The 14,207-nt window shown below is 62.3% G+C and carries 14 protein-coding genes; 11 read left to right on the top strand and 3 right to left on the bottom strand.

Going from position 1 to position 14,207, the window contains the following annotated elements:
* Positions 1-90: 90 nt before the first annotated feature.
* Positions 91-1,182: an SGNH/GDSL hydrolase family protein gene (locus ACWCRJ_RS31280; RefSeq protein ID WP_450942451.1), complete on the bottom strand. Its 1,092-nt coding sequence runs from the start codon at positions 1,180-1,182 to the stop codon at positions 91-93.
* 157 nt (positions 1,183-1,339) lie between these two features.
* Between ACWCRJ_RS31280 and ACWCRJ_RS31275 the strand changes: the two genes are divergently transcribed.
* Together ACWCRJ_RS31275 and ACWCRJ_RS31270 are read left to right on the top strand one after the other, a co-directional pair.
* On the top strand, positions 1,340-2,737 hold the full coding sequence (locus ACWCRJ_RS31275; RefSeq protein WP_450942450.1) for a cystathionine beta-synthase: 1,398 nt from the start codon (positions 1,340-1,342) through the stop codon (positions 2,735-2,737).
* Between the two features lie 52 nt (positions 2,738-2,789).
* The gene (locus ACWCRJ_RS31270; RefSeq protein WP_450942449.1) at positions 2,790-2,921 is read left to right on the top strand and encodes a hypothetical protein; all 132 of its coding nucleotides are present in this window, start codon (positions 2,790-2,792) and stop codon (positions 2,919-2,921) included.
* Positions 2,922-3,371: 450 nt separating this feature from the next.
* Here the strand turns inward: ACWCRJ_RS31270 and ACWCRJ_RS31265 are convergent, their stop codons facing one another.
* The gene (locus tag ACWCRJ_RS31265; protein ID WP_450942448.1) at positions 3,372-3,587 is read right to left on the bottom strand and encodes a DUF397 domain-containing protein; all 216 of its coding nucleotides are present in this window, start codon (positions 3,585-3,587) and stop codon (positions 3,372-3,374) included.
* Positions 3,571-4,413: a helix-turn-helix domain-containing protein gene (locus ACWCRJ_RS31260; protein ID WP_450942457.1), complete on the bottom strand. Its 843-nt coding sequence runs from the start codon at positions 4,411-4,413 to the stop codon at positions 3,571-3,573. Before ACWCRJ_RS31260 ends, ACWCRJ_RS31265 begins: the two co-directional genes overlap by 17 nt.
* Positions 4,414-4,791: 378 nt before the next feature.
* Here ACWCRJ_RS31260 and ACWCRJ_RS31255 point away from each other — a divergent pair, with 378 nt between their 5' ends.
* From ACWCRJ_RS31255 to ACWCRJ_RS31215, 9 genes are all read left to right on the top strand, one after another.
* Complete coding sequence (locus ACWCRJ_RS31255; RefSeq protein ID WP_450942447.1) at positions 4,792-5,100, top strand: DUF7848 domain-containing protein; 309 nt, start codon at positions 4,792-4,794, stop codon at positions 5,098-5,100.
* Positions 5,101-5,911: 811 nt separating this feature from the next.
* On the top strand, positions 5,912-7,039 hold the full coding sequence (locus tag ACWCRJ_RS31250) for a radical SAM protein (RefSeq protein WP_450942446.1): 1,128 nt from the start codon (positions 5,912-5,914) through the stop codon (positions 7,037-7,039).
* Positions 7,036-7,203, top strand: coding sequence for a hypothetical protein (locus ACWCRJ_RS31245; RefSeq protein ID WP_450942445.1), 168 nt, complete (start codon positions 7,036-7,038; stop codon positions 7,201-7,203). The genes ACWCRJ_RS31250 and ACWCRJ_RS31245 overlap by 4 nt, the downstream gene beginning before the upstream one ends.
* An 87-nt stretch (positions 7,204-7,290) precedes the next feature.
* Complete coding sequence (locus ACWCRJ_RS31240; RefSeq protein ID WP_450942444.1) at positions 7,291-8,163, top strand: GNAT family N-acetyltransferase; 873 nt, start codon at positions 7,291-7,293, stop codon at positions 8,161-8,163.
* Between the two features lie 2,326 nt (positions 8,164-10,489).
* A complete protein-coding gene (locus ACWCRJ_RS31235; RefSeq protein WP_450942443.1) occupies positions 10,490-11,008 on the top strand; it encodes a hypothetical protein in 519 nt (172 codons plus the stop codon).
* Positions 11,009-12,172: 1,164 nt separating this feature from the next.
* On the top strand, positions 12,173-12,433 hold the full coding sequence (locus tag ACWCRJ_RS31230) for a hypothetical protein (RefSeq protein ID WP_450942442.1): 261 nt from the start codon (positions 12,173-12,175) through the stop codon (positions 12,431-12,433).
* Between the two features lie 363 nt (positions 12,434-12,796).
* Positions 12,797-13,009, top strand: a complete 213-nt coding sequence (locus tag ACWCRJ_RS31225) for a hypothetical protein (RefSeq protein ID WP_450942441.1) — start codon at positions 12,797-12,799, stop codon at positions 13,007-13,009.
* A gap of 15 nt (positions 13,010-13,024) precedes the next feature.
* Complete coding sequence (locus ACWCRJ_RS31220) at positions 13,025-13,789, top strand: hypothetical protein (protein WP_450942440.1); 765 nt, start codon at positions 13,025-13,027, stop codon at positions 13,787-13,789.
* Entirely contained in the window at positions 13,786-14,139 is a 354-nt protein-coding gene (locus ACWCRJ_RS31215; protein ID WP_450942439.1) for a hypothetical protein, read from the top strand. The genes ACWCRJ_RS31220 and ACWCRJ_RS31215 overlap by 4 nt, the downstream gene beginning before the upstream one ends.
* The last annotated feature ends 68 nt before the right edge of the window (positions 14,140-14,207 follow it).

Raw genomic sequence — 14,207 nt, 5'->3', positions numbered from 1 at the left:
GCCGTTGCGAGGGTGTTCAGGTCGTTCGTCACACATCGACATTGGACGCCCTCGCGCTCTGTCCGCAGGCCATCCCTTGGACTCATTCATCTAGGCGCCCGGTTGCGCCTCCGCGGAAGCGGTCGGCGCGGGGTCGGTGGCCGGCACCCGCCGCCGACGCCGCCGCTTGAGCAGGGCCCACGGCCCACGCGGCCCCGTGGGCATCGCGGCCGTCACCTCGGTACCGGGCTCGGACGCCGCCTCCGCGGCCGCGCGGGCCACCGGCAGGAAACCCTCGCGGCGGCTGACGTCCGGCCGCTCCTCGTCCGCCGGCCACAGGCCCAGCGCCGCGCACACCGTCGGCAGGAGGGCCATCGCGGCGGTCGCGTAGCCCTCGGCGGAGGGGTGGTAGTTGTCGGGGCCGAACAGCTCCCGGGGATTCTGTTGGAACTCGGGGCCGAGAAGGTCGCCCAGCGACACGGTGCGGCCGCCCTGCTCGACGGTTCCGATCGTCTGGGCGGCCGCCAGCTGCCGCGAGGCCCGGCGGGCGAGCCAGCGCAACGGCTGCTGCACCAGCTCGATGGTGCCGAGGTCGGGACAGGTGCCCACGACCACCTCGGCCCCGGCCGTCCGCAGCCGCCGTACCGCCGCCGAGAGGTGACGGACGGACCGGGTCGGCGGCATCCGGTGAGTGACGTCGTTCGCCCCGATCATGATCACGCACACGTCGGGGACCTGGGCCGGATCCTCCAGCACCAGCGCGACCTGCCGGTCGAGGTCGTCCGACTGGGCACCCGGCAGCGCGACGTTGCGCAACATCACCGGGCGCTCCGCGACGGCCGCGAGCCCCGAGGCGATCAGCGCGCCCGGGGTCTGCCGGGACCGGTGGACGCCCTGGCCGGCGGCGGTGGAGTCGCCGAGCATGACGAGGCGGAGCGGGGGATCGTCAGGGGCGTCGTACGAACTGCCGTACGAGTCGTAGCCGTACGCGCGGCCGTACCGGCTGCCGTGCGTGTGGCCGTACACGCCCTCCGCGCTCGGCGGGTGCGGGCTGTGCCCGTTGCCCACGACCCGCTTGGCCATCCGTACCTCGGCAAGCACCACGCCCACGGCGGCGGCGCCCAGCAGCCCGATGCCGCCCCCGCCGTACGCCGCGCCCGCCGCGATGCGGCGGGCCACCCGTGCTCTCGACATGCTCGTCATGCGTCGCCGCCACCTCCTCGTACCCGTACCCACTCATTGCCCCGTACCGGCCCTCGGTCAATCCCGACGACGGGTGAACAGGGAGAAGAAGAGTGAGGGTGGGGCTTAGGCTGGCGGAACATTACGACCATCCCTTTTTGCGGCTCCGGAGACAACGGTGCAATTTCACGACTCGATGATCAGCCTCGTCGGCAACACCCCGCTGCTGAGGCTCAACAGCGTGACCGAGGGCATTCAGGCGACCGTCCTGGCCAAGGTCGAGTACTTCAACCCCGGCGGTTCCGTGAAGGACCGCATCGCGCTGCGCATGATCGAGGCGGCGGAGAAGAGCGGGGAGCTGGAGCCGGGCGGCACCATCGTCGAGCCCACCAGCGGAAACACGGGCGTGGGCCTCGCCATCGTGGCCCAGCAGAAGGGGTACAAGTGCATCTTCGTGTGCCCCGACAAGGTGAGCACCGACAAGATCAACGTGCTCCGGGCCTACGGCGCCGAGGTCGTCGTCTGCCCCACCGCGGTCGCCCCCGAGCACCCCGACTCGTACTACAACGTCTCCGACCGGCTGGTCCGCGAGACGCCCGGCGCCTGGAAGCCGGACCAGTACTCCAACCCGAACAACCCGCTCTCCCACTACCACTCGACCGGCCCTGAGCTGTGGGAGCAGACGGAGGGCCGGATCACGCACTTCGTGGCGGGCGTGGGCACCGGCGGCACCATCTCCGGTACCGGCCGCTACCTGAAGGACGCCAGCGAGGGCCGCGTCCAGGTCATCGGCGCCGACCCCGAGGGGTCCGTGTACTCCGGCGGTTCCGGACGGCCGTACCTCGTCGAGGGCGTCGGTGAGGACTTCTGGCCGACCGCCTACGACCGGACCGTCGCCGACGAGATCGTCGCCGTGTCCGACAAGGACTCCTTCCAGATGACCCGGCGCCTGGCCAAGGAGGAGGGCCTGCTCGTGGGCGGCTCCTGCGGCATGGCGGTCGTCGCCGCGCTGAAGGTCGCCGAGCGGCTCGGCCCGGACGACGTGGTCGTCGTCCTGCTGCCCGACAGCGGACGCGGCTACCTCAGCAAGATCTTCAACGACGAGTGGATCGGTCAACATGGGTTCAGCGAGCAGGAGACGGAAGCACCGACGGTAGGCGCGGTGCTGGCACAGAAGGGAGACGCAGAAGCGGGAGGCATCCCGAACTTCGTGCACATGCACCCCACAGAGACGGTCGGGGAAGCGGTCAAGGTGCTTCGAGAGTTCGGCGTATCTCAGATGCCTGTGGTCGCTCCGGGAGCGGGGCACCCTGACGTGATGGCTGGGGAAGTGATCGGTGCCGTAGAAGAGCGTGTGTTGTTGCACGCCCTGTACACCGATCACGCTCCGTCTGATGCCCCGCTGGCTAAGTACATGTCTGATCCGCTGCCAGTCGTCGGCTCCGGGGAACCGGTAGCGCGCCTGATGACGGCTCTGGAAGGAAGGGATGCGGCGGTCGTCCTGGTGGACGGCAAGCCCTCCGGGATCGTCACCCGCCAAGACCTCTTGGCCTTCCTCGCAACCACGACCAAGTGACCTAGCGCCCTCTCACTGCGATCAGGTCACTCGACTTCCTAGGAGTACAGAGATGGCCGAGACGCTTGAGATGCCGCAGGACCGCGACGCGTGGGTAGCCCAGGAGCTGAGCAAGCTCCTCCCGCAGATCACTGAAGAGTCGTGGGCCGAAGTCTGGACCGTGATCAGTCCTCAGGCAGCCTGACCCCTCAACGACACTCGACCCCCAGAGGTAGCCGCCTCTGGGGGTCGAACGCTAGGCGGACACCTAGCGCGGGACACCTAGAGAACGGACCCCTAGATGCCTGACCAGACTACCCAGAAGACGAAAGCGCCCAAGGTGCTGTCCGTCCGCCGTGACGACCGCCTGAACCGCGACCTAGCCGTCATACGGCGGGCTGTGGAGGGCGACACTGACGCAACCAAGTGGGCGCTGCACCTCGCCGCCAACATCCTGCGGCACGCGTGGATGAACGGCCACGAGAGGCCCGGCCAGATCCCCGACATGCGGGTGTCATACCGGAGCCGGTCAGAGGCCCCTCAAAGGGCCGTATGACAGCCGTATGACGCAGGTCAGAGGGCCTGCACCCCCAAACACGATGAGAGCCCCTACCAAGGACACAGGTAGGGGCTCTCGGGTTCAGAGTGTACGGGATCAGACGTGGAAGCGCCTCGCCTCGCCCACGAAGGTGCTCCACTGGTCGACAGAGAAGAAGAGGGTCCCGCCCTGCGGGTTCTTGCTGTCCCGGACAGGGACGACACCAGACGCGGCGGCCACGTTGGGGGCCACTTGAAGGCAGTTCCCCCCTCCGTTGCCGCTGTAGCTCGACGCGACCCACCGGGCTCCGGTCAGGTCAGGGGTGGTGCTCATCAGGAAGTGCCTCCATAGCGGACCGCATCAGATCCGCAGACTTGGCGGGGGACAGTGCAGAAGCACTAAGCAGATCGTAGGCCCGCATCTTGGCCAACACATCTGCCTTTTCCTCCACCAGTGTCCCCGCACTTATGCTCTCCTCATAGGCTACGTGCTGCCCAGAGTCGAGAGTCCAAAGGGACAGTGACCCGCCCGCAAGAGCGTGGCCACCGTGCGAGAACGGAAGCACCTGGACGAACGAGGTAGGGGTCAGCGCGAGATCCACCAGCTTGCCCAACTGGTCTCGCATGACAGCAGGACCCCCGTACGACCGTCGCAACACAGCCTCATCAAGGATCACTGAGTAGTCAGGTCGCGGGTCCCCAAGTAGGAGCGTCTGACGGCCCAGCCGCAGGGTCCACAGCTCCTCAATTTGCTCCTCGCTCGCCTTTGGGTTGTGCGTGCGGAACTGAGCACGGGCGTACGCCTCGGTCTGAAGGAGACCAGGAACGCTCTGAGGCGTGTACTCCCGAATGATGAGCGCTTGGGCCTCCAGCTCCATCCGACGCCTGAACTTGTCGGGATGCGCCTCCCGCCTACAGAGGGCGTACAACTCTGTGAAGATCCCGCCTGCCTCGAACAGCTCGTCAAGCTGTGCCGGCAGCTCGGGCGGGGGCATGTACTCAGCCTTCTCGATCCGTGCCAGATGGGCCCTGCTTACCGTGACATGGCTCGACAGAGCCTCCAGGCTCCACCCCCGGCTCTCTCGGTGCCCCCGGAGCTTCGCGCCGAAGAGGTGGCGGGCACTCCTCTCCGGCGTTAACTCGGCTGATCGCTGCGGCATCTGAGTCCCCTTCATGTCTCAGGATCGAATGTGAGACATCAACTGGTGGAGATCGTAGAGCGCAGACTGTGACGATGGCAGTGCACAGGGAGAACCAGCCCTGAGAGAGGTATCCCCCATGCCTAAGACTGCCCCGGCCCAAGCCGAACCCACAGCCACCGAAGAGTGGCGTCCCCGGTCCCGAGAGATCGTCATGGACACCCACAGCGGGAAGCTCGGTGAGTACATGGGGAACGATGCAACCTCTGTGGTGTATCTCCGCCCCGTTGGAGGCGGGCGGGAGTGGCCTGTTGAGCGGCAGAACATCCGCGAGGCCACGCAAGAGGAAAAGATGACGGCTCGACTGTCCGTCGAGAACCGTAGGAGTCGTGGTTACTGATGACACGATCGGTCCTCAAGTACGTGACGTACCTCCTCCGTGCCGACCAGACAGCAGAAGCGGAGTACGAGGCTCGTTGCGTGTGGGGGGATGAAAAGGAGTGCGGCGCCGAGTCAGGGCCGAAGCCCTCACCGGCAGATGTGCACGTGTGGCAGACCCAGCACACGTCTGAGACCGGACACAACAGGTACCGCCGCGTACATGCCGACTATCAGGTGTGGGTGCCGACCGAGCACGTACCGCCGGCAGAGCGCTACCCCGCTCGCTCTGGTCTCGAACCCGCCGTAGTCGACCGAGTGAGGGCGTGATCGATGACCAGCCGTCCACAGATGACTGGATCATCGGCCTGTGCTGGCTGTGCGAGTACGACGACTTACCAGTCAAGTGGATGGGCCCCATAACCGTTCCCCTCGGCGAGGTTCCCATGTTCGCCTGTGCTCCTTGCAGAAGGCGCCTCAGAGCCCTTGCTGACCGCGTCATCAAGGCAACGGACCTACACCAAGCCTTGGTGGCTCGATAGACCCCCACCCTGCCAGATTACACAGTCGATGGTTTCCCCCAATTATCGAAATGGCCTGGCAGGGTGGGCCACAACTTCTCTGTCGGTGTCCTTGATTGGGCGATCCTCAAGGGGGGACAACGAGTGTCCGACAGAGAGCCCATGAGTTCCGCAGCCGTGTCGCATTAGTCAACGGTCACGTCGGCTGCCATCCGGTCCGATCCCGGACATGGGCATTCAAGCCCCTATAGCTAACGAGAGTGAACTAGTGACCTGCCCAGTTCCACAGGGTGGCGAATGCAGGGGTTGCGGGGTATGCAGCCCGGAACTTTTCCTTCCTGCGCAACAGCCTTACTTCGACTCCATCCAACCCGGTGGGGACGATGATCCGTACGAACAGCCCGAAGGACACCCTCACTGAGGCTTTCATCCCCTTGTGGTTCGTAAGGGAACACCTCTCTAAAGGAACGCCCGTGGCGTCACAGGCATCGCACGCCTTCTCCCGTCGCAGCGTTCTGAGAGGTCCCGGTTCAAGTCCGGACAAGGGGGCTGCTCGCCCCGGCCGTCTGCGGACGGCGATAGACGGCCGGGGCGAGACCAACCCTAGAAGAGGGGGAAGGATGCACGACCTGATCGTCAGTCCGTTTCTCGACGGCCACCTAGCCGTAAAGCCGGGAAGCGCAAAGTGCGTTCGCCTGCCGACCACGCACTACGAGGACGCCCTTCAACGTGCCGGAACCTCTGAGCCTGTACCTCCGTGGCTGGCAGAGGTCGCTACCGAAGCGTGGGGGCTGAACCTTGAGGGTAAGCCCGCGGATTCGGCGCTCTTGGTGAGAGAACCTTCGGAACTCGGCTTCGCTCGCGCGAGCTGGGAAATCAATCTCTACTGCAACTTCGGTTGCAAGCACTGCTACTTGGGTGAGCGTCCGCTTGCGGGGCTGTCCTGGGAACAGAAGGTCGAACTGATCGACATCTTCCGGGACTCAGGTGTTCTCTGGCTCCAGATCACGGGCGGGGAGCCGACGGTTGACCCCGACTTCGAGGGCGCCTACAGGTACGCCTACACCCAAGGCATGATGCTCACGGTCTCCACCAACGCATCCCGCCTGTGGAAGCCCGAGATTCTGCGCCTGTTCCGCGATCTCCCGCCCTATCGCGTTGTCGTCAGCATGTACGGCGCGTCAGAGGAGTCCTTCGACGAGCTGACTCAGCGCAAAGGCGCGTGGAAGAACTTCCAGAGGGGCATGGCCGCAGCCCGAAATGCGAACCTGCCCTTGCGGGTGTCCATCGTGGTCACGGAGGACAACGCTCACGAGGTCGACGCGATGAAGGCTCTCGTTCAAGGCTGGGGCCTGGACCACCACGTCTACACAAACATGCAGCCGACGTTTTCCGGCGAGGGTGATCCGCTCCTTGTCCAGTCGAGTGAGTTCCTGCGTAAGCGCCCCGTGTTCCAGGGATGCAACGCAGGGGTCACCTTCTACCACGCCGACCCTCACGCCCTGGTCTCGATCTGCAAGATCGGTCGGGACGATCAGATCAACCTCATGACAGAGGGGATCGAAGGACTTCGCCGACTCGGAGCGATCTCCGATCGGCTCATGCTTCGCACCGGTGGATGTTCGGGCTGCTCAATATCCGGCTCGTGCCGGGTGTGTCGGCCGCTCGCCAAGGTCTACCAGGAGGCGAAGGCACCACTGAACACCTACTGCCAGCACGGAGACCCGAAGGAGATGGTCCACTCATGAGCCCCGTTCCCGTCACGATCCTGTCCAGCCGACCGGCGGCCGTCCGCCCGGCACTGCCGTCCACGCTCGTGGCAACCACGTCACTCGTCATCGAGACTGACGCGGACTCCCTGATGGAGGGAAGCGCCTGCTCCTGCGCTGCCGGCGACGACAACCCCAACTGACCGCACACATCCAGTCACAACAGCCCAGGCCCCGACGTATCCGCGTCGGGGCCTGAGCCTTGAGTACGAGATGAGTACGCTAGACACATGCGATTCCGCTGGGACTGGCTTCGGCCAGTGGTAACAGTGCCATTCGTGCCGACTCTAGGCCCGGTACATCCGTCTGTGCTCACCGTGGATCTGTTTGCTGACACCTTGATTGCTGCCTCCGCCGAACGGAGGTTTCTCCACTACGACAAAGACATCCGCTGGTCGGATGCAAAGGCCGAAAAAGTCTTGGTTGAAGGGATCGTGCACGAGCCCGGCGAGACGTTGATCCCGACCCTCCTAAGAAGGGGTGCCGGAACGGTAAAGGTGCACCTCTATGGGACTCGATCCAATGGACTGCTTCGGGCTTCAGACCTCGCTCAAAAGCTCTCGGCGGAGTGTGGCATTCGAAACGCCAAGATCGTGCAATTTATCGGTCCCGAGGCGGTTAGAGGTCAAGGTGTCAGGGTCCAATTGAAGGACTTCCGGGAGCCCTGTCCTGAACCGGATGGAAGAGTGCTCACTTTTGACGAGTGGCCAGCAGATACGCGTGACACCTTTGCGGAATTCTCCAGCACGATGGCAGGGGACGGCTTTGCATTCCTCTACGACCAAATGCGGGCCGGGAATGTCGGCCCTGTCTTGGTGGCATCAGTCAATGGCTGCGTAGCAGGGGCTATTGGGCCGATGGAGATCCGCCGTGATGCTGTGGGGTCGGCGCAATTGATGCCTCAATACTTCGGAGTGCTGCCCAAGCACCGAGGAAGGGGTATTGGCCGGCACCTGTGGCGGGCTGCGATGCAGTGGGGGCAGCGGAATGGTGCTCACTACCAATTGCTTCAGACTGAAGTGGGCGGAGCTTCCGACCGGTTGTGCAGATCCGAGGGTCTAAGGTCCCTCGGGTTCGTCTACTCAACAGCTCTAACTGTTTGAAGGGGTCTCTTGGAGGCGGGTATACCAACCGCCTCCATAGATTACGTACGTGTCCTCTGGCGCAGAACGGGACGAGGAGAGCCCGAAGTGTGAGTCAGGGAACAATGTTGTTGTTACCTCACCCCATGTGGTGCAACATTACGAGTCCTCTGAGGGGTCCCGAGAGGCCGCGGTGCCGGCTGAAGGGTCCGTTAGGGGGCTCGAAGCGTGTTCGGGGTGACTAGGGCTTGTTCCCTTGTGAATATTGAAACCCGTACACGATGGAAGGAAGGCGCCCCTGCGGTCCTCGTGACAGCATTCTCGTTATATTACCCCCGTATGTATGCATCACATGGCGTGCGGTAACATTAATAACTTGTGCGCTTGTGAATGATAATGCACCCGCACTAAGTGAGGCATCAATAGGAGTGCATTCCTCGTGAGCATGTGAATGCATTCTTTGTGCGCTTGTGCACATTCGGGCATGACTGCCCGGACATTCGGCCACTCACCGCTAGGTCAATTGTGTGATGTGGGTCACGGACATAGCTGCGTGAATGCGGACACAATGCGCATGACTCAATGTCCAATATGAGGCTTCTATATACCTGGCATGGGTATATATGAAACAACCCTGCATATCACAGACGCATAACATGCCTGCCTGCTATGACCCTTTATGACGGATGTAAAGGTAAAGGGAATGCAAATAAGTTGCCTGCCGGGTGGAGGGGTATTGTGTCCTAGTTTGGTGTGATTGCCGGCCGCGTAGCTCACCCCTTCTGACCTGCGGTTTTGCAGCCCTATGCGTGAGCGCGCGTCTTCATCCCAAGCTCACTCCCAAAGTTGCCTGCCGGGTGGAAGTAGGGAAACGTACTCCCTGCAACACACCAGCCGCACCGACCGGGGCGGCACCGAGAGAAAGGCAGGCAAGCGAATGAACGCACGCTCCCCACCACCCAACAACGGGTGAGTGTCCACCACTCACCACACGGGCGGGAATCAGCCCTGAGAGCGCGTGAGAGCGGCTAGCCGTTATCTCCGCACCGATTCCTAACCAGTGGCGTATCAGGGCCCTGATAGGGCCGTCTGCGTAATTCCTTGTTAACTACATAGGGCAGTGCACACACGGGGAGAGAATCCGGCCGTGTGATCCCAAGTTGCTAGAGCGCGGCCGAGACTGCGCAACGACAGGGCTAGAGACTGAAAAGTTCGGGTGCACTGCTAAGTGAGGGTATGACCGTCCTCAATAGCCAATAGGTCCGTGCGTTCAAAGGACAGCCAAGCGGAACGTTCCGAGTCAATCACTAGACGTGCCAGCAGCGTTGCGGACGTCGTTAGCCATTGCTCCTCCCCCTTCAATCGGGAGTTGAGTAGCGCGACACGAGCAGCGTGAGAATGCGAGTAAGACACGTCGAAACGAGCGATAGAGAGCGTTTGTCTAGTAACTGTCCGGAATGCATGTAAGCAACAACCGAGATTGCCTACGGCAGACACATTCGACACGACGTGTCCAGCGCGCTACGGGTCACGGTGACTGATACTCACCCAACCCTCTGAGCGTGTCTCTAAGCGCCTGAGAGTGAGTCTGCCTAGGGGAGTGCCGGTTGATTGCAACTGACGCTTACAAGGGCCCTAGGCCGCAGTGCAGCCATGAATGGAGAGAGATGGTCTGTAAATGGAACATCAATTGCCAGTGTGAAACGGGCGCTGTTCGCGTCCGCTTCTGCTGGTGGCAAAACGGCGACGTCGTCAAGGAAGTGAGTGTCACTATGCGGCCTGAATTTGCAAGCCGCATCCTTGCGCGTCTGAGGGTTGCTTCCCCGAACGCGACGCTGACCTATAACCACTTCTAGGAGGAGCAACGGTGCCAGTGGCTATATCCACCACGAGGCGTGAGCGCGGGCTCATCCCGCTCTCTGACTTCTCCTTTCACCGTGAGTACCGCGACCATGACCGGTTCGAGGTAAGCATCACGGATGTGGCAGGCACGTTCCGATATGAGGTACGGGCGTGGGGAAACATGATCCGCACGGTGGACGCATTCACCGGACACATTGCGCACGTCGGCATGACACAGCGCATTAAGCGGGACATTTACATGACTGGGTATGGGCTCGTGAACGGCTACAACGTTCGCGTGTCTCCTCTTTTGAGGGGAGGTGAAAACACATGTGGAAACCGTTTGTAGCCCTGTTTTTGGTGGCTCTCACCGTTGCGGCTCTCGTCGTAGCGATGGACTAACCACTTCGTAGGGGAGTCGGGCACACGGCGGAAAAGGACACTCTTCCGTGTGCCCTCTCACCCATTACGAACGGTCGTAGTGGAGTAAGGGGAGGCAAAGGCAATGAAGGTTATTCCGTGGACGTATGCGGGTGGCCAGGGAACGGGCTATCACCTCATGTTGTCTGGTCACAGGCAGTACAACGTGATCTGGCAGTACGGAGAGGATCACCTCAAGATCCAGTGGTTTGACAAGACCGAGAATCACGACGGTTGGCAGGACCTCAAGACCGTGAGCATTCCGGGCGATTACAAGGGAAAGCCGTCCCGCGAGATCGCCAAGGGCATGGACGAGCACATGCAAGTAATTTGCCGTGGCCTGGTCCGTGAGTGGGAGGGGGAATCCGGCCTGGAAGAGTTCCGGCAGGAATGGGCTATGCACAAGTGGGAGGAGGGACAGAAGGTCAGTTACTCGACTGTCCGGGGTGGAATCGTGCTCGGTGTCGTCAAGGGCACCGAACGGCGTATTGGTGAGCGTGACGTACTCATTCGCGTGACCAGCCGTAAAAACCCGTTGTGGAGCGCGGGAGACATCATGCGCGTGTCTCCTACGTGCCCGTGGCTCAAGTCTCGGGAGGTCTGAGCATGTCTCGACACCCGCGCATCATCCTGGAAAGCACGTTGCAGCGTGAGCCTGAGGTGGTGTTCTACATGCTCAAGCGCGGCGTTCTCATCTCGGATGATGACCGCTACTCCACACGTGAAAAGGCTATCGCCGAAGTGGAACGGCGAAACGCCACAGACCCCGGACACACGTGTGTTGGTATTCCGGTCCTTATGCGGGCGTGCGAGGGGTGCCCTAGTCACCTCTTGGATGTCATCTACGAATCCGGGGCGAGTCACCTGACTCACATCACGTGGCAGTCGTGCCCCAGTCACGACTACTCGGGCCAGAACGAACAGACGTCGCTTATCGCGTCATGGGTCGACTAAAGGGGAGCAATGTACGTCGCTCACATCGGGCCGTCATGGCATCAGCGGTTCAGGCACTACGCGGACGCTGTGGCGTACGCGAAGAAACACCGGATGGGTCCCGCATTCGTAGAGCTGAACCTGAGTAGGACGCGGTATCGGGCACGACCGGTAGCCACTGGGGTAATCACGACACCCAGCGGCGCTATGCGGCTCTCCTGCACGTAGTGGGCAGTCACGGAGGCACGGCGGAAAAGGACACTCTTCCGTGCCTCCCTCTGCCTACTGCGCCATACGGGCGCGGTAGTCGATTGAAGGGAATACGCATGACTGCATGGACGGAAGGCGGGCGTATGGCTCGGCGGTACTTGGGTACGTCCGTCCTCCCGCAGTACCTCAGGCGGGGGGACATCATCACCGGCTTTCACCTGGAGCCTGTAGCCGTAGTGGAGAGCCCGCCCGTCCCTCACCCGACGCATAAGGGGTGGTGGGTTTTCCAGGAGGCATCCCACTACGGCGTAGGTACGCGCGTCCTCATAGAGGGAGAGTGCACGAGGGTCGGGCGCGTTCCGCTGGTCAACACCGACCACAACGCTTACGCGTCGGTCCTGGGGACGTGGGAGGCGCCGTGTGGGTGCGTGGTCAACAAGGGCGAGCACTGCGAGGAATGCGGCCCGTACAACGGCGCTTCCCCCCTCTGCATGAACACGTGGCAGCGTCGATGAGTGCCGATCACGCGGAGTAGTAGGCCCGCCGGCACTTCGTTCCGGTGGGGAAGTGGGCACGGACGACAAGGACACTCGGCCGTGCCCTTCTCATGGTGGGAAGGGAAGCAGTGCAGAACACGACGGACAGCAGCGGGATTCCGGGAACGGTCACGCGTCGACACACCTTCATCCTCGGCAAGTCCACGGTCCTGGAGCGTGACAGCGTCGTGCAGCTCGACAACGGAAGCGTCGGGCTTCACTACGTCCGCATGGACGGAGAGACCGGGTTCGTCCCCCTCAAATGGTCGACCTTTGAGGACGCGGTGAGTAACAAGCGTGCCTTTGAGGCCGCATACGTCACTGCTGAACTCCCGGAGGTGACGGGATGAGGCAAACCGTCAACGGAGTCACGTTCGATACCGCGTCTCTGTTCTTTGAGATGGTCGGTGTCGACCTGGACGGAAAGCCGTTCGACGATGAGTCATGGGTGCATCCCGCACCCTCCAGTTTCCAGGAAGCGGAGGAACACGCGCGTCACATTCTGGATCGCGCGTCTCTCGTGACCTTCGTACGCGTTCGCACCCACATCACCGGTGACCTATCCATTCGGGTCTCGACTGTGTGGCGGTAACCCCTAGCGATTGACCGTAGAGGGCATGGGAAGGTCACCCGGAATTCCGGGCGGAGGTCACCTATGCCCTACTCGGCCAGTCTCTAGAGACAAGCTCAGAGGCTCGGAGAAAGGTGAACGAATGGCAGGGAGAGCGCTGTTCACCATCGAGACAATCAGCGCGACTAAGCGCGGGCTGTACGCGCTCCAGTCACTTGAGATCACGTTCCTTGACGGAGAAGTGATCCTCACGGGACGAGTGGTCGGCATCGGCAGCCGGATTACCGCGCGTACGGACACGCGGTTGCATGAGGACATTCACGTAAACCGCGTGTTGTCCATGAAAGTCATCTAGGAAGGGGGTGCACCCATGCCGGAATGGCAGCAGGGTGGGTATGACGGGGTCTTCTACCTGGGTAAGCAGGGGACCGAGGAATACGGCGGTTACGTCGTTAAGGTCGACAGTGAGCCGAACCCTGAGAAGTGGTTCGCCTACGAGTACGACACCGAGAAGCGCACCACCGTGTGGGTCGGGTGGGCGCCTACTCGGGAGGCCGCACAGACGGCCGTAAAGGGTGAATTCCTGTGCGAGGTATGGCGCAACAAGGAAACGGGTCACTGCCCGTTCCCTGGTGCAGTCGTCCGCAGCAAGGACTACCGGGGTGAGCTGCTTCGGATGGTTCTGTGTGGTGAACACTCGGGAGTTATGGACGGGTGGGAGACGCACCGAATCGAGGAATTCCGGGCCAGGTTCGGGCTCCTGCCCAATGTGGCGGTCTATGGGGAGCGTGCTGTTCCTCCGCTGGATCACCCGACCATTCGTGAGGCCGTGCTGAAGGCGGGCACGATCATGGAACGGAACATGTGGATTGCGCTTAACCGCGTGGTCCGTTCGTTGGCCGAGTTCCGTTACTGGTGGGGGCACTTCGCTAAGTACCCCATCGAACAGAACATGGTGGAGTGGCGCAGTAGGCGCCTCGCCTGGCAGCAGGCACAGGAGCAGGCACAGGGCATGTACGAGGTCTACATGCGGGAGGACCACGGGCAGGAAAACGCCACTCTCCCGAATGATCTGCTACGGCTCATCGAGCGTGAGGCTGTCGAATACCTCAAGAACAAGAAGGGCGGTAAATGATGCGCCGTTCGTCGCAGACAATCGCGATGAATCTCCGGTTCTACGTGTACGCCAGTGAGCCGGGGGCGTTTTACAACACCTACCCGAACGGCTCGGGGGCGAGCCCGGTTCCGGTGGAATACACCCCGGCCGAGCGGGAGGAGAACACCCGTAAGCGGGATGCCGCTTTCGCGGAATGGCAGGAGGTTGACCCGGAGGGTTACCGCCTGTGGCACTTGGCCAGTGTTGCCATGCAGGGTGGCGACTCCTCGGAACTGGCCGAGGGCTGGTCGGAAATGATGGTTCGTCGGCACAACGTGCGGATCGTAGACCCGTGCAAGTTTTGCCAGAGTTGCCGCGCTCGTAGCTAGCTAGCGGCGCAGTTTGGGGGCACGGACGGATAAGGACACTCGGCCGTGCCCCTTTGCTTTGCCTCTAG

Source organism: Streptomyces sp. NPDC002324 (assembly GCF_053593335.1).
This window is presented reverse-complemented; position numbering and strand designations above follow the sequence as displayed.